Origin of the sequence: Pseudomonas oryzihabitans (assembly GCF_006384975.1) — a bacterium.
Classification (GTDB): domain Bacteria; phylum Pseudomonadota; class Gammaproteobacteria; order Pseudomonadales; family Pseudomonadaceae; genus Chryseomonas; species Chryseomonas psychrotolerans_B.
This window is the reverse complement of sequence record NZ_CP021645.1, coordinates 5,229,915-5,246,048: the sequence shown is the minus strand read 5'-3', so window position 1 is coordinate 5,246,048 and position 16,134 is coordinate 5,229,915. Positions and strand designations below refer to the sequence as shown.

General features: G+C 61.8%; 14 protein-coding genes. 3 read left to right on the top strand and 11 right to left on the bottom strand.

From position 1 onward, the window contains the following. Positions 1-38: 38 nt before the first annotated feature. The 5 genes from CCZ28_RS23605 to sdhC form a co-directional block, all read right to left on the bottom strand. Complete coding sequence (locus tag CCZ28_RS23605) at positions 39-2,870, bottom strand: 2-oxoglutarate dehydrogenase E1 component (RefSeq protein ID WP_140221149.1); 2,832 nt, start codon at positions 2,868-2,870, stop codon at positions 39-41. Positions 2,871-3,055: 185 nt separating this feature from the next. Continuing rightward, entirely contained in the window at positions 3,056-3,760 is a 705-nt protein-coding gene (locus tag CCZ28_RS23600) for a succinate dehydrogenase iron-sulfur subunit (RefSeq protein ID WP_140221148.1), read from the bottom strand. Positions 3,761-3,771: 11 nt separating this feature from the next. Continuing rightward, positions 3,772-5,544 (bottom strand): succinate dehydrogenase flavoprotein subunit, encoded by a 1,773-nt coding sequence (gene sdhA, locus CCZ28_RS23595; protein ID WP_140221147.1) that lies wholly within the window; start codon positions 5,542-5,544, stop codon positions 3,772-3,774. A gap of 3 nt (positions 5,545-5,547) precedes the next feature. Continuing rightward, positions 5,548-5,916, bottom strand: a complete 369-nt coding sequence (gene sdhD / locus CCZ28_RS23590; RefSeq protein WP_140221146.1) for a succinate dehydrogenase, hydrophobic membrane anchor protein — start codon at positions 5,914-5,916, stop codon at positions 5,548-5,550. Continuing rightward, a complete protein-coding gene (sdhC, locus tag CCZ28_RS23585) occupies positions 5,910-6,296 on the bottom strand; it encodes a succinate dehydrogenase, cytochrome b556 subunit (protein ID WP_167348559.1) in 387 nt (128 codons plus the stop codon). Before sdhC ends, sdhD begins: the two co-directional genes overlap by 7 nt. A 346-nt stretch (positions 6,297-6,642) precedes the next feature. Here sdhC and gltA point away from each other — a divergent pair, with 346 nt between their 5' ends. After that, the gene (gltA, locus tag CCZ28_RS23580; RefSeq protein WP_058762474.1) at positions 6,643-7,923 is read left to right on the top strand and encodes a citrate synthase; all 1,281 of its coding nucleotides are present in this window, start codon (positions 6,643-6,645) and stop codon (positions 7,921-7,923) included. A gap of 126 nt (positions 7,924-8,049) precedes the next feature. On the opposite strand, the gene CCZ28_RS23575 is transcribed toward gltA, so the two are convergent. From CCZ28_RS23575 to ppsA, 6 genes are all read right to left on the bottom strand, one after another. Next, positions 8,050-9,105 carry an OmpA family protein gene (locus CCZ28_RS23575; protein WP_140221145.1) on the bottom strand — a complete coding sequence of 352 codons (1,056 nt, stop codon included), beginning with the start codon at positions 9,103-9,105 and terminating at the stop codon, positions 8,050-8,052. A 100-nt stretch (positions 9,106-9,205) separates the two neighbouring features. Next, positions 9,206-9,790 carry an RNA polymerase sigma factor SigX gene (gene sigX / locus CCZ28_RS23570; protein ID WP_058782216.1) on the bottom strand — a complete coding sequence of 195 codons (585 nt, stop codon included), beginning with the start codon at positions 9,788-9,790 and terminating at the stop codon, positions 9,206-9,208. 56 nt (positions 9,791-9,846) lie between these two features. Beyond that, entirely contained in the window at positions 9,847-10,671 is an 825-nt protein-coding gene (locus CCZ28_RS23565) for a mechanosensitive ion channel family protein (RefSeq protein WP_140221144.1), read from the bottom strand. Positions 10,672-10,676: 5 nt separating this feature from the next. Further along, on the bottom strand, positions 10,677-10,937 hold the full coding sequence (locus tag CCZ28_RS23560) for a CrfX protein (protein WP_140221143.1): 261 nt from the start codon (positions 10,935-10,937) through the stop codon (positions 10,677-10,679). 48 nt (positions 10,938-10,985) lie between these two features. Then, positions 10,986-11,987: a zinc transporter ZntB gene (locus CCZ28_RS23555; protein WP_140221142.1), complete on the bottom strand. Its 1,002-nt coding sequence runs from the start codon at positions 11,985-11,987 to the stop codon at positions 10,986-10,988. Between the two features lie 153 nt (positions 11,988-12,140). Then, the gene (gene ppsA / locus CCZ28_RS23550) at positions 12,141-14,510 is read right to left on the bottom strand and encodes a phosphoenolpyruvate synthase (RefSeq protein WP_140221141.1); all 2,370 of its coding nucleotides are present in this window, start codon (positions 14,508-14,510) and stop codon (positions 12,141-12,143) included. Between the two features lie 127 nt (positions 14,511-14,637). Here ppsA and ppsR point away from each other — a divergent pair, with 127 nt between their 5' ends. Both ppsR and CCZ28_RS23540 read left to right on the top strand, forming a co-directional pair. Further along, on the top strand, positions 14,638-15,456 hold the full coding sequence (gene ppsR / locus CCZ28_RS23545) for a posphoenolpyruvate synthetase regulatory kinase/phosphorylase PpsR (protein WP_140221140.1): 819 nt from the start codon (positions 14,638-14,640) through the stop codon (positions 15,454-15,456). Positions 15,457-15,501: 45 nt separating this feature from the next. Further along, positions 15,502-16,131, top strand: coding sequence for a LysE family translocator (locus CCZ28_RS23540; RefSeq protein WP_140221139.1), 630 nt, complete (start codon positions 15,502-15,504; stop codon positions 16,129-16,131). Positions 16,132-16,134 lie beyond the last annotated feature (3 nt).

Sequence of the window (16,134 nt, the reverse complement as noted above, 5' to 3'; positions counted from 1 at the left end):
TGAATTTCCTTAGTGATCTGTGGTAGTCGCGTGGCGAATCAAACGGTGAAGGCATCCGACAGCAGCTTTTCCTGCTGTTCGGCGTGCATGGAGGCATAGCCGCAAGCCGGGGCTGCCGAGGCATCGCGACCGGCGTACTCCAGGCCGAGACCGGCCTTGTAGGCGGAGACGGCGCGGCGCATGTGATGCTGGCTGCAGTACCAGGCGCCCTGGTTCATCGGCTCTTCCTGGCACCAGACCACGCGCTCGAGGTTCGGATAGCCAGCCAGGACTTCGGCCAGGTCGTCTTCCGGGAACGGGTAGAGCTGTTCCAGACGGACGATGGCGATGTCCTGGCGATTCTCGCTGCGGCGCTTTTCCAGCAGGTCGTAGTAGACCTTGCCGCTGCACAGCACCAGGCGCTTGACCTGCTGGGCATCGATGGGGTCCAGCTCGTTGATCACGGTCTGGAAGGAGCCATGGGCCAGGTCTTCCAGGGTCGAGATGGCCAGCTTGTGACGCAGCAGCGACTTGGGCGTGAGCACCACCAGCGGCTTGCGCAGCGGGCGGATCACCTGGCGACGCAGCAGGTGGTAGATCTGCGCCGGGGTGGTCGGCACACACACCTGGATGTTCTGCTCGGCACAGAGTTGCAGGTAACGCTCCAGGCGCGCCGAGGAGTGTTCCGGGCCCTGGCCCTCGTAGCCGTGGGGCAGCAGCATGGTCAGGCCACACAGGCGGCCCCACTTGATTTCGCCGCTGGTGATGAACTGGTCGATGACGACCTGGGCACCGTTGGCGAAGTCACCGAACTGGGCTTCCCAGATCACCAGCGCATTGGGCGTGGTGGTGGCGTAGCCGTATTCGAAGCCCAGCACCGCTTCCTCGGAGAGGAAGGAGTCGTAGATTTCGAACGAAGGCTGGTTATCCGTCAGATGTTGCAGGGGCACATAAGGCACGGCGTCCTTCTGGTTGTGCAGCACCGCATGACGGTGGGAGAAGGTGCCACGACCAACGTCCTGACCGGTGATACGGATCGGATGGCCTTCGTGCAGCAGGGTGGCGTAAGCCATGGTCTCGGCGAAGCCCCAGTTCAGCGGCAGGCCGCCAGCGGTCATCTTCTGCCGATCCTCGAGGATCTTGCCGACCTGGCGCTGTACCACGACGCCTTCTGGAATCTGCAGCAGCTTGTTGGCCAGCTCCTGCAGGGTCTTCAGGTCGAAGCGGGTGTCGTGGCGCGCGGTCCAGGCGTGGCCCAGATAGGGTTTCCAGTCGACGAACAGATCGCGATTGGGCTCCTTGACCAGGCTGGCCACCACGTGGCGACCTTCGTCCAGCGCGCCGCGGTAGGCTTCGAACTGCTCTTGAACCTGCTCGCTGGACACGACGCCAGCCTGGGTCAGGGCATCGGCGTAGAGGTCGCGGGTGGTGCGCTGCTTGGCGATCTGCTGGTACATCAGCGGCTGGGTGCCGCTCGGCTCATCGGCCTCGTTGTGACCACGGCGGCGGTAGCACACCAGGTCGATGACCACGTCACGCTTGAACTGCATGCGGTAGTCGACCGCCAGTTGGGTGACGAACAGCACCGCTTCGGGATCGTCGCCATTCACGTGGAAGATCGGCGCCTGGATCATCTTGGCGACGTCGGTGGCGTACTCGGTGGAGCGCGCGTCTTCCTGGCGGTTGGTGGTGAAGCCCACCTGGTTGTTGATGATGATGTGCAGGGTGCCACCGGTCTTGTAGGCACGGGTCTGCGACATCTGGAAGGTTTCCATGACCACGCCTTGGCCAGCGAAGGCGGCGTCGCCGTGGATGGCGATGGGCACGACCTTGTCACCCGTACGATCGCCACGACGATCCTGACGTGCCCGCACCGAACCCTCCACCACCGGAGAGACGATCTCCAGGTGCGAGGGGTTGAACGCCAGCGCCAGGTGGACTTCACCGCCCTGGGTCATGACGTTGGACGAGAAGCCCTGGTGATACTTCACGTCACCCGAGCCCAGCTCGACGAGCTTCTTGCCTTCGAACTCGTCGAACAGGTCGCGCGGGTTCTTGCCCAGGGTGTTGACCAGGACGTTGAGGCGGCCACGGTGGGCCATGCCGATCACCAGCTCCTTCACGCCATAGGAACCGGAACGCTGGATGATCTCGTCGATCAGCGGGATCAGACTCTCGCCGCCTTCCAGACCGAACCTCTTGGTGCCCGGGTACTTGGTGCCCAGGTACTTTTCCAGGCCCTCGGCGGCGGTCAGACGCTCCAGCAGATGGGTGCGCACTTCGGCGGAATACTGGGGACGACCGCGGACGCTTTCGAGGCGCTGGAGGAACCAGCGACGCTCTTCGGAATCGACGATGTGCATGAACTCCGCACCCACTGTGCGGCAATATGTCTCTTGCAGCGCATCCCGGATTTCGCGGAGAGTTGCTTCCTCTTTGCCGATGAACAATTCACCGGTACGGAAGGTGGTATCCAGGTCGGCATCGGTCAAGCCGTAGTGGTTCAGCAGCAGATCGGCAGGCGGCTGACGCTTCCACAGACCCAGCGGGTCGAGTTGGGCCGCCTGATGGCCTTGCAGACGGAACGCCTGGATCAGACGCAGGACTTCGACCTGCTTCTTCTCGTGTTCAGAGCTGACGGTACCGGCAGAGACCGGTTGAGCTCGGCGCTGGTTCTTGCCCAGCAGGACGAAGTGATCGCGAATCGCGGAATGCGCGACGTCCGGCGAGTTACCGGTTACCGCGGGCAACTTCTGGAAGTAGGTGCGCCACTCTTCCGGAACGGCATTCGCATCGTGCAGAAACAGCTCATAGAGCTCTTCCACGTAAGCAGCGTTGCCGCCGGACAGGTGAGCGCTGTCCCACAGTTGCTGCATCTGACTTTCGTGCATCTAGATCACCCCTTCGGCAGAGATAACGTCAGCCGATGGCCGGTTCCTGCGTGGAACCCGGCCTCACTGCGGCTGCGCCGATGCCCGGATGCTGTTCCGGGTATCCCTGAATGGACGTTGGTTGAATCAAGCTATCAAGGTCGCTAACGAACCCGCCCGGCACAACTGGCCGGGCGGGACGTGGATCAGGTACCGCTCTGCAGCAGCATCGCCCGCACATGGCCAATGGCCTTGGTCGGGTTCAGCCCCTTGGGACAGACCGCCACGCAGTTCATGATCGAACGGCAGCGGAACACGCTGAACGGATCGTCCATGGCAGCCAGGCGCTCCTGGGTCTTGGTATCGCGGCTGTCAGCCAGGAAACGATAGGCTTGCAGCAACGCGGCCGGACCGAGGAACTTGTCGGGGTTCCACCAGAAGGACGGGCAGGACGTCGAGCAGCAGGCACACAGGATGCACTCGTACAGGCCGTCGATCTTCTCGCGATCTTCCGGGCTCTGCAGACGCTCGATGGCCGGTGCCGGCGTCTCGTTCTGCAGGAACGGTTTCACCTTCTCGTATTGCTTGTAGAAGATGCTCATGTCGACGACGAGGTCACGGATGACCGGCAGACCGGGCAGCGGACGCACGACCAGCTTGCCGTTCTTGACCACGGACGACAGCGGGGTGATACACGCCAGGCCGTTCTTGCCATTGATGTTCATACCGTCGGAGCCGCAGACGCCTTCGCGGCAGGAACGACGGTAGGAGAAGCCTTCATCCTGCTCTTTGATCAGAGCCAGGACGTCCAACACCATGAGGTCCTTCCCACCGGTATCGACCTGGAACTCCTGCATGGACGGCAGGCCGTCCTGATCCGGGTTGTAACGATATACGCTGACTTTCAACATGGTGGTCACCTTTAGTAAGTCCGAACCTTGGGTTCGAACATCGGTACGGTCTTGGGCGCGAAGTTGACTCCACGCTTACTGACCCGCTTTTCACCGGGGAAATAGAGGGTGTGGCACAGCCAGTTCTCGTCGTCACGCTCTTCGAAGTCTTCGCGAGCGTGAGCACCACGGGACTCCTTGCGGTTCTCGGCGGCGATGGCGGTCGCTTCGGCCACCTCGAGCAGGTTCTGCAGCTCGAGCGCTTCGATACGGGCGGTGTTGAAGCCCTGGCTCTTGTCGTTGATCTTGACCTTGGCGATACGCTCGCGCAGCTGTGCCAGCTCGGCAATGCCCTTCTGCATGTATTCGCCGGTACGGAATACACCGAAGTAGTTCTGCATGCAGGTCTGCAGCTGCTTGCGCAGGGTAGCGACGTCTTCGCCGGTGGTGCGTTCGTTGACGCCCGACAGCCGCTGCAGCGAGGCCTCCAGATCGGTTTCCGAAGCACCACGGTGCTCGATACCGTCCTTCAGGGCCTTTTCCAGGTGCAGGCCAGCCGCACGACCGAAGACCACCAGGTCCAGCAGCGAGTTGCCGCCCAGGCGGTTGGCGCCATGCACGGACACGCAAGCCACTTCGCCGACGGCGAACAGGCCTTCGATGATCTTGTCGTTACCGTTGGCGTCCTGAGTGATGGCCTGACCATGGATGTTGGTGGCAATGCCGCCCATCATATAGTGGCAGGTGGGGATCACGGGGACCGGAGCGACGACCGGATCGACGTGGGCGAAGGTCTTGGATAGCTCGCAAATGCCAGGCAGGCGGCTGTGCAGCACCTCTTCGCCGAGGTGGTCCAGCTTCAGCAGCACGTGGTCGCCATTGGGGCCGCAACCGTTGCCGGCCAGTACTTCCTTGACCATGGAACGGGCGACCACGTCGCGGCCAGCCAGATCCTTGGCGTTGGGCGCATAACGCTCCATGAAGCGCTCGCCGTGCTTGTTGATCAGATAGCCACCTTCACCGCGGCAACCCTCGGTGACCAGTACCCCGGCGCCGGCGATGCCGGTCGGGTGGAACTGCCACATTTCGATGTCCTGCACCGGCACGCCGGCGCGCAGGGCCATGCCCACGCCGTCACCGGTATTGATCAGGGCATTGGTGGTGGAGGCATAGATACGACCGGCACCGCCGGTAGCCAGCACGGTCGCCTTGGATTTGACGTAGACGGTTTCGCCGGTCTCGATGCAGATGGCGATGACGCCGACCACGACGCCATCCTGGTTCTTGACCAGGTCCACGGCGTACCACTCGTTGAGGAACACCGTGTTGTTCTTCAGGTTGCCCTGATAGAGGGTGTGCAGCAGGGCGTGACCGGTACGGTCGGCTGCGGCACAGGTACGCGCGGCCTGGCCGCCCTTGCCGTAGTCCTTGGACTGACCGCCGAAGGGGCGCTGATAGATACGGCCCTGCTCGGTACGAGAGAACGGCAGCCCCATGTGCTCGAGTTCGAAGACCGCTTCCGGGCCGACGGAGCACATGTATTCGATGGCGTCCTGGTCACCGATGTAGTCCGACCCCTTGACGGTGTCGTACATGTGCCAGCGCCAATCATCGTTCGGGTCGGCCGAAGCGATGGCGCAGGTGATGCCGCCCTGGGCGGACACGGTGTGGGAACGGGTCGGGAAAACCTTGGTGATCACCGCGGTCTTGTGACCGGACTGGGCCAGTTGCAGGGCCGCGCGCATACCGGCGCCGCCGCCACCTACGATGATGGCATCAAACGAAATATGACGAATTGTGGACATTGATCAAACACCCCAGAAGATCTGCACGCCCCAGACGAAGAACGCGAACATCGCGAACCCGCATACCGCCTGGAAGAGGAAACGCACGGCGGTGGCACCCTTACCGAGCGCCATGGTGGTCAGGTAGTCGGTGGAGATGGTCCACATACCGACCCACGCATGAACGCAGATGGACACCAGCGCCAACAGGCTAAAGATGCGCATCAGGGTGTGGGAGAACAGGCCGTGCCATTGCTCGAAGGTGAGCCCTGGGTGAAGGATCAGGAAGCCGATCAGGAAGAGGAAATAAGCCGCGAGAACGACTGCCGAAACCCGTTGAGCCATCCAGTCGTAGAGACCGGAACGCGAAAGATTGGTGACGTTGGTTACCATACCCAAACCCCTGCCAGAATGATCAGAACTGCGGAAATGACCAGCACTAGCTGCGCACCCAGCTTGCCGCCCTGCAGGGTTTCGCCGGCGCCGCCGTCCATGATCAGGTGCCGGATGCCGGCGACCAGGTGGTAGAGCAACGCGGACAGCAGACCCCAGATCACCAGCTTGACCAGCGGATAGGCCAGAAAAGCTTTCACCTGACCGAAGCCTTCCTCGCTACCCAGCGACAGGTGCAGCCCATAGAGCATTACCGCGATGCCGAGAAACAGGATGACGCCGGAGATACGGTGAAGGATCGAGGTATAAGCTGTGATAGGAAGTTTTATGGTCCTGAGATCTAGGTTTACAGGTCGTTTGCTATTCACGGCTTCTTTCACACTGAGGGCCCAATTGCGGTCGGGCTAGTTATAGGAGATCCCACATCTGCTACACGCTTCTGGATCGAAGCGGCGACCGCTCGGCATCAGGCTCGCCGACCCGGTACGGTCGGGCGGGAATTATAGACAGTTAGCCTACTCATGACAAACGTGGATGCCCGATTCCGACGTCGCCAGCTGATATTCAGAAGCCTGCGTGTTAATGTCTTTTCGCCGCACAATCCGCCCAGAAAGAGCCTTTAGGGTGATATTTTCGTAAATTGACTTTCAAATTTATCCCTCTATAGTGGGCGAGGCCCTGAGTGGAGGGTTTATTGATGATTTCAAAGCAAAATAAGGAGGCCTAATGGCTGACAAGAAAGCGCAGTTGATCATCTCGGGAGCGGATCCGGTTGACCTGCCCGTTATGTCCGGCACCCTCGGCCCGGACGTGATCGATGTTCGCAACCTCACCTCCACTGGTGTGTTCACCTTCGACCCGGGCTTTATGTCCACTGCCTCGTGCGAGTCCAAGATCACCTACATCGATGGTGACAAGGGCATCCTGCTGCACCGCGGCTATCCCATCGAGCAACTGGCGGAAAAATCCGACTATCTCGAGACCTGTTACCTGCTGCTCAAGGGTGAGTTGCCGAACGCGCAAGAAAAGACGCAGTTCGTTGACACCATCAAGAACCACACCATGGTTCATGAGCAACTGAAGAACTTCTTCAACGGCTTCCGTCGCGACGCCCACCCCATGGCCATCATGTGCGGCGTGGTCGGTGCCCTTTCGGCCTTCTATCATGACTCCCTGGACATCACCGATCCGCAGCACCGCGAGATCTCGGCGATGCGCCTGATCGCCAAGATGCCGACCCTGGCAGCGATGGTGCACAAGTACTCCATGGGCCAGCCGATGATGTATCCCCGCAACAACCTGGGGTACGCGGAAAACTTCCTGCACATGATGTTCAACACGCCATGTGAGGAAAAGCCGATCAGCCCGGTGCTGGCCCGTGCCATGGACCGCATCTTCATCCTGCATGCGGACCATGAGCAGAACGCCTCCACCTCCACCGTCCGCCTGGCCGGTTCTTCGGGCGCCAACCCCTTCGCCTGTATCGCTGCCGGTATCGCCGCACTCTGGGGCCCGGCCCACGGCGGTGCCAACGAAGCCGTGCTGAAGATGCTGGACGAGATTGGCGATGTCTCCAACATCGACAAGTTCGTCGCCAAGGCCAAGGACAAGAACGACCCCTTCAAGCTGATGGGCTTCGGCCATCGCGTGTACAAGAACTTCGATCCGCGCGCCACGGTGATGAAGAAGACCTGCGACGAGGTATTGGTCGAACTCGGCATCAACGATCCGCAGCTGGAACTGGCCATGCGCCTGGAAGAACTGGCACGCAAGGATTCCTACTTCGTCGAGCGCAACCTCTACCCGAACGTGGACTTCTACTCCGGCATCATCCTCAAGGCCATTGGCATTCCGACCAGCATGTTCACCGTGATCTTCGCCATGGCCCGTACCGTTGGCTGGATCTCGCACTGGCAGGAAATGCTGTCCGGCCCCTACAAGATCGGCCGTCCGCGTCAGCTGTACACCGGCGTGACTCAGCGCGACATTCCAGACGATCGCGGCTGATCCCGCTCTTATTGAAAGCCCCGCCTCGGCGGGGTTTTTTTAATACCCGCCTGACACCCCCCCTAAATACCCCAGACACAAAAAAGCCCGCACTAGGCGGGCTTCTTTGTGTCTGGATCAGGCGAATTACTTGGCCTGAGCTTCGACCGAGGCCTCTACGCGACGGTTGACAGCGCGACCGGCTTCGGTGGCGTTGTCAGCAACCGGATGGGCCTCACCGTAACCAACGGCGTTCACGCGGCTGCCCTGCACGCCGTACTGGTTGACCAGCACGTTACGCACGGCGTTAGCACGACGCTCGGACAGCTTCTGGTTGTAGGCTTCGGTGCCGACGGAGTCGGTGTAGCCTTCAACAGTGGTCGAGGTCTGCGGGTACTGCTGCATGAAATCAGCCAGGTTCTTGATGTCGGCATAGCTGTTGGGCTTAACAACGGCCTTGTCGAAATCGAACTTCACGTCCAGCTCGACGCGAACGGTTTCGGCGGCAGCCGGGCAGCCATTGGCGTCAACGGTGACGTTGGCCGGGGTGTTCGGGCACTTGTCGACGTTGTCGCAGACGCCATCGTTGTCGGAGTCGGTGCAGACGTCGGCAACGGGAGCCGGGGCCGGAGCCGGGGCAACAGCTTTCTTGGTGGAACCACCGAAGTTCAGACCCACACCAACAGCAGCGCTCCACTCGGTATCGCCGTAGTCGATGTTGTAGTTGGCTTGTACGCCGGTACGGGCATACAGGTTCTCGGTGAAGTAGTACTTCAGGCCGGCACCAACGTTAGCGTAGGTGGAACGGTCACGGCCACCCTGGTTGATGTCGCGGTTGCTGATGGACTGGTGAGCGAAGCCACCGGACACGTACGGACGCAGGCCAACGCCGGGCTGACCGAAGTGGTAGTAGGCATCCAGCGCAGCCAGGCTACCCTTGATGTTCTTGTGGCCCAGGTCGTGGTCGCCACGAGCGTTGTGGTACTCGCCGTAGGACAGCGCCAGCTCAACGTCATCGGTCAGGAAGTAGCCAACGGAGCCACCGTACAGGTCAGCGTTGGTCATGTTGCGCTGGCTGTCAGTGAACAGACGGCTACCGAACAGTTCGGTCTCGACGGCGCCTTGACCTTGTGCCAGGGCGCTCAGCGAGGCGCTTGCCAGCAGGGAGCCGATCACGACGCCCAAGGTGCTCTTCAGTTTCATCCTTTGTATCCCCATTTTAGTGGTACTAATTCCGGCAATCTCCGGAGGCTTCGACAACAAGTTTTCGTGAAGTTCAAAAACTTACGGCAGACTCATTCCGTCAACCCTCAACTTCAGCTGCGAACTTGTCACGCAGTTTGTCGAGTGCCCGCTTGTAGCGCATCTTGGTGGCGCTGAGCCCCATGTGCATGATGTCGGCAATCTCCTGGAACTCCAGTTCCGCGACGAAACGCAGTACCAGGATCTCCCGATCGATCTGCCCCACATGGATCAACCAGCGATCCATTCCTCCCTTCTCCTCCAGCTTCGGCGCCCGCTCTTCCGAGGCTTCTTCCATCGGATCCAGGCTTAATGCCTCCACCAGGCGCCGCTTGCGGCGCTCCTTGCGGTACTGGGTGATGCACTCATTGTAGGTAATGCTGTACAACCAGGTCTTGAATTTCGATTTGCCTTCGAAATTCTTCAAACCGTAAAGCACCTTCAGCATGATCTCCTGGCAGACATCGTCCGCATCCCGGTCGTTCCCCAGGTAACGCGCACAGACGTTGAACAGGGTGCGCTGGTAACGGCGCATCAGTTCCTCGTAGGCCCGCGTCACATGGAAGAGTTCGCCATGCGCACGCTGCACCAGCTCTTCATCGCTGAGCGCAGTCGGGTCGTAGGCATGGGGGGCGGGCTTATTCAAGTCGGAAGATGGCTACCAAAAATTGGCGGGCATGATAGCCATCTCCGCGCCCCCTGTCAGCGACTGCGAACCTGCGCCTCCAGCAATAGACGATTCGGTACCGATACGATATCACCCTCCTCGGTCAGGATGAGGGTCTTAGCAGTACCGATCTCCTCGATTTCGCCCTCGACCTCGGCCAAGGTCACCCACTGACCCACTTCATAGAGCTCACGTACGTAGATGCCGGCCAGAATTTGCGCAACCAGCCCACGGCTACCAAGCCCCAGCGCCAGCGCCGCAGCCAGGGCGAAGGCGGTGAGGACGATGGCGATGACCATATTGAGCAGTTCGGTCTTGATCTCCAGCTGACCGACGGCGACCGAAATCGAGATGATGATGACCAGGCCTTGGGCCAGACGTCCAAGGCCGGCTGCGTAGTCCAGGCCGACGCTCTCGGCTGCGCCATGGACCAGCCCGCTGACCAGTTGCGCCAGCAGCACGCCGACGATGAGGACCAGCGCAGCGCCGAAGATCTTCGGCACGTACAGGGCCATGACGTCCAGCGTGGACGACACCCGCTGCAGGCCCAGGGACTCGGCCGCCGAGACCAGGAACACCAGCAGGACGAACCAGTAGACGATCCGGCCGATCAGGGTGGTGACCGGCATGCGGATACCGATCTTGGCCAGTTGCTTGGTGACTCCCGCGCCTGCGAGCACCCGGTCCAGGCCGAGCTTGGCCAGCACCTTGGACAGCACCGTATCGAGGATCTTGGCGACCGCGAAGCCAGCCAGGATCACCACCAGGGCACCGAAGACGTTGGGAATGAAGCCGGCTACCTTGCTCCACAGGGTGGTCATGGCGGATAGCAGGCTCTGGGTCCAGATATCGAATTCCATCTAGTTCAAGATCTCCGCGAAGAAGGACCGGTACGCCCGGAGCGGCGTGACCGCGGCTTCAGATGAGGCGCCCCATTGCCCAGCGCCACCAGCAGCGCGGATACCCAGTGCCGTCCGATCAGATCGAAGAGCGCGCCGGCACCGACCTGGCGGTTGGCCGTCTTGAGTACCCGATGCAAGCGGGCCTGGTCATCGCCCTCCTCGTCTTGCGGCCGAGCCGGGGTATTGAGCAGCGCCTTGAGGGACGCTTCGAAGGGATCGTGCATGAGCACCTCGCTGGTCATTGTCTCTTGACGCAACGAGGTGGAGACGGGTCACAGCCAGCGCAGCCGACGGAACAGCCAGACCTGGAATACCGCCACAGCGCCGATCAACAGGCAAGCCGCCAGGAAGCCGAAGGGCGAGGAAGAACCCGGCAGCCCGCCCATGTTCATTCCGAGCAGACCGGTGATGAAGCTGATGGGCAGGAAGAACCCGGTGATGATGGCGAGCAGATAGAGGGTGCGGTTGGTGCGCTCGGTGGTCGCCCGTTGCTCAGCCTCCTGCAGCAAGGCGACGCGCTCACGCATCAGCTCCAGCTCTTCCAGGTTACGGACCAGGCTGTTGTGCAATTCGCTCCAATAACCCTGGCTTGCCGTGGCGACGAACCAGGCGGGTTTGCCGCGTGATAGATCCGCATAGATGTCGCGCTGGGGAGCGAGGTAGCGCCGCAAGCCCGTGGCACGACGCCTGAGGGCGAGCACCCGACCGTGATCGGGTAGCGTCTTGTCGTCCTGATCGCTCTGCTCTTCGAGGCTGTCGAGATGCTCGGAAAGGTCGCGAACCAGGTCGTCCACCCGGCTGGTCATGTAGCTCGCCAGGTAGAGAACCAGATCTTCGGCACTCTGGGCGCCGATACCCGCCTCGATATCTTCCTGGACCTCGGCGGCGGCTTTCATGGGTCTCATGCGCAGGGAGATGACCCGCCGCTTTTCGACGAATACGCGGAGCGAGACCATGTCTTCAGGAACGGCACCGGGGTTGAGATTCACCCCGCGCAGGAACAGCAACAGGCTGTCGTCGGGCTGAGTGACCAGGCGCGGACGCGTCGCCTCTTCGAGCAACAGGTCGCAGGCGAACTCGCTCAGGCCACTGGACTGGCGCAGCCAGGCCTGGGCTTCCGGAACGCTGCGATCCCAATGGAGCCACAGCACCTCGTTGGGCGACGGCTCGACGTCTTCCAGCTCTCGACGGCTCAGTCGTCGTCCGCCGCCGCGGCCATCGAGTAGATAGCCATAGATGAGGCCCTGCTCCACATCGCTGTCGTACTGCTGCATCTATCGTCTCGTGCGAGGATCACGACGATACGGTATAGCGATCCGGCGAAGGCTGTACACCCTGGGATTGGAACGGGAGAGGCGATCGTGGGAGTAGGCTTGCTTCCGGGCTAGGCTCACCCCGCCACCTGGGCGACGGGGCGAGCCGCTGGATCAGGCGTTGCCTTCGGCCAGGAAGAACCAGGTGTCGAGGACGGAGTCGGGGTTGAGGGAAACGCTCTCGATACCCTGCTCCATCAGCCACTTGGCCAGATCGGGATGGTCCGAGGGACCCTGACCGCAGATGCCGATGTACTTGCCGGCCCGGTTACAGGCGGCGATGGCATTGGCCAGCAGCTTCTTGACCGCCGGATTCCGCTCGTCGAACAGGTGGGCGATGATGCCGGAATCGCGGTCCAGGCCCAGGGTGAGCTGGGTCAGGTCGTTGGAGCCGATGGAGAAGCCGTCGAAGTGTTCGAGGAATTCGTCCGCCAGCAGCGCGTTGGAAGGCAGCTCGCACATCATGATGACACGCAGGTCGTTCTCACCACGCTTGAGGCCATTCTCGCCTAGCAACTCGACCACGCGCGCCGCCTCGTCCAGGGTCCGCACGAAGGGCACCATGAGTTCGACGTTGGTCAGACCCATCTCTTCGCGCACCTTCTTCATGGCGCGGCATTCCAGCTCGAAGCAGTCGCGGAAGTTTTCGCTGATGTAGCGCGAAGCGCCGCGGAAGCCCAGCATGGGGTTCTCTTCCTCGGGCTCGTAGAGCTTGCCGCCGATGAGGTTGGCGTATTCGTTGGACTTGAAGTCCGACAGCCGCACGATGACCTTCTTCGGCCAGAAGGCGGCAGCCAGGGTGGACACGCCCTCCACCAGCTTCTCGACATAGAAGCCGACCGGATCGGGATAGCCGGCGATACGCTTGTCGACGCTCTCTTTTACGTCCAGCGGCAGGCTGTGGTAGTTGAGCAGGGCCTTGGGGTGCACGCCGATCATGCGGTTGATGATGAATTCGAGCCGCGCCAGGCCCACGCCGGCATTGGGCAATTGGGCGAAGTCGAAGGCGCGGTCGGGGTTGCCGACGTTCATCATGATCTTGAACGGCAGTTCGGGCATGGCATCCACCGAGCTCTGGCGAATATCGAAGCCCAGTTCGCCTTCGTAGATCAGGCCGGTATCGCCTTCGGCGCAAGAGACGGTGACGGTCTGGCCATCCTTGAGCAGGCTGGTGGCATTACCGCAACCGACGACCGCCGGGATGCCCAGCTCGCGGGCGATGATGGCGGCGTGGCAGGTACGACCGCCGCGGTTGGTGACGATGGCGCTGGCGCGCTTCATCACCGGTTCCCAATCGGGGTCGGTCATGTCGGACACCAGGACGTCGCCGGGCTGGACGCGATCCATCTCACTGACGTCGCGGATGATCTTGACCTTGCCGGCGCCGATGCGCTGACCGATGGCGCGGCCTTCGACCAGCACCTGGCCTTTTTCCTTGAGCAGGTAGCGCTCCATGACGGTGGCGCTGGCGCGGCTCTTCACCGTCTCGGGGCGGGCCTGGACGATGTAGAGCTTGCCGTCATCACCGTCCTTGGCCCATTCGATGTCCATCGGACGACCGTAGTGGCGCTCGATGATCAATGCCTGCTTGGCCAGCTCGGTGACCTCGGCGTCGGAAATCGAGAAGCGAGCGCGGTCGGCGGGCTCGACGTCGACGGTACGGACGGAGCGACCGGCCTTGGCTTCTTCGCCGTAGACCATCTTAATGGCCTTGCTGCCCAGGTTGCGCCTGAGGATGGCCGGGCGGCCGGCTTCCAGGGTGGGTTTGTGAACGTAGAACTCATCCGGGTTGACGGCGCCCTGCACCACGGTCTCGCCCAGGCCATAGGCGGCGGTGACGAAGACCGCATCGCGGAAACCCGACTCGGTATCCAGGGTGAAGAGCACGCCGGCGGCGCCGGTCTCGGAGCGGACCATGCGCTGCACGCCGGCGGACAGGGCGACCAGCTTGTGATCGAAGCCCTGGTGCACACGGTAGGCGATGGCGCGGTCATTGAAGAGGGAGGCGAAGACTTCCTTGGCGGCGCGGATGACGTTGTCGACGCCACGGATGTTGAGGAAGGTTTCCTGCTGGCCGGCGAAGGAGGCATCCGGCAGGTCTTCGGCGGTGGCCGAGGAGCGTACGGCAACGGCCAGATTGGCGTTGCCCGCCGAGAGCTGGGCGAAGGCCTTGCGGATTTCGCTGTCCAGGCGCTCCGGGAAAGGCGCGTCCATGACCCATTGGCGAATCTGGGCGCCGGTCTTGGCCAGGGCGTTGACGTCGTCGACGTCCAACGCATCGAGGGCGGCATGAATGCGATCGTTCAGCCCGCTCTGCTCGAGGAAATCGCGGTAGGCCTGGGCCGTGGTGGCGAACCCGCCCGGTACGGAGACGCCCGCACCGGCCAGATTGGCGATCATCTCGCCGAGGGATGCGTTCTTGCCGCCCACGCGCTCGACGTCATGTACGCCGAGCTGCTCCAGTGAAATTACATACTCGTCCAAGGTCTTCTCTCCATCTTGTGTCTTTGTGGGAAAGCAGTACGCCTGGGCGCTCGCCCCATGGACAGTGGACGGCGGTGGGTTACAGTGCAGCGATCCCTGCTCCGTACGCCACCAGGACGTCCATGCCATGCAACGAACCGCCTTTTTCATCTCCGACGGTACCGGCATCACGGCCGAAACCCTCGGTCAAAGCCTCCTGGCCCAGTTCGGGGACATCACCTTCAGGAAGGTCACCCGCCCCTACGTGGATACGCTGGACAAGGCCAGGGCCATGGTACAGCAGATCAATGCCGCCGCCGTTCAGGACGGCGCCCGGCCGATCATCTTCGACACCATCGTCAACCGTGACATCCGGGCCATTCTGGACCAGTCGAACGGGTTCATGATCGACATCTTCTCCACCTTTTTATCCCCGCTCGAACGGGAACTTTCCGCCGAATCTTCGTATTCGGTAGGGAAGTCACATTCGATCATGCACAACAGCCACTACATGGAGCGCATCGAGGCCGTCAATTTCGCACTCGAAAACGACGACGGTGCCCGCACGACCCACTATGCCCAGGCCGATCTCATCCTGGTGGGGGTCTCGCGGTGCGGCAAGACGCCGACCTGCCTCTACATGGCCCTGCAATATGGCATCCGCGCCGCCAACTATCCGCTGACCGAAGAGGACATGGAGCGCCTGCAGCTCCCCGCCTCGCTCAAGACCTACCGCGACAAGCTGTTCGGCTTGACCATCGACTCGGAGCGCCTGGCGGCGATCCGCCATGAACGCCGACCGAACAGCCGCTATGCCAGCTTCGCCCAGTGCGAATTCGAGTTGCGCGAGGTGGAGAGTCTGTTCCGCCGCGAGAATATTTCCTTCATCAACACCACGCATTTTTCCGTGGAAGAGATCTCGGCGAAGATTCTGGTGGAGAAAGGCGTGGAAAGACGGTTCAAATAGCCCCTCCTTCTCCCGCGCGGCCTGGCCGCGCCCCAGGCGATCGCCATGAATCTCATCGATGCCCTGCTGTTCTTTCCAGTCGCCCTGCTCATCGCCCTGACACCGGGACCCAACAACTTCTGCTCGCTGAGCAATGGCATCCGCTATGGCGCGGTCACGGCGGGGCTGGCCGCCTTGGGTCGCAACGTGGCCTTCACGGTCTTCCTGGTGATTTCGGCGGTGGGCCTGGGCGCCATGCTGCTGGCTTCGGAGCTGGCCTTCACCGTCATCAAGTGGATCGGCGCGCTCTACCTGCTCTATCTGGGCGTGAAAAGTTGGCGCAGCCGAGCCTTCGAAGGGCTGGACCTGGCCGAGACGAGCACGGTGCAGCCGCGCGCGCTACACCGCTTGATGCTGCAGGAGTTCCTGATCGGCATCAGCAATCCCAAGGCGATCCTGCTGTTCGCCGCGATCTTTCCGCAGTTCATCGATCCCAATCGGCCCACGGCGCAGCAATTCGCCTACCTGGGCGGCACGCACCTGTTCGCGGAAATGGTCGCTGCTTTCATCTATGGCCTCTTCGGCCGGCAGATTCGGCGCTTCATCCGCGGGCCACGCGGCGTGCGCCGGCTCAATAAGGCCACGGGCGCCTTCTTCGCCGGTGCCGGCGGGTTGCTGCTGACCGCCCACCGCTAGTGC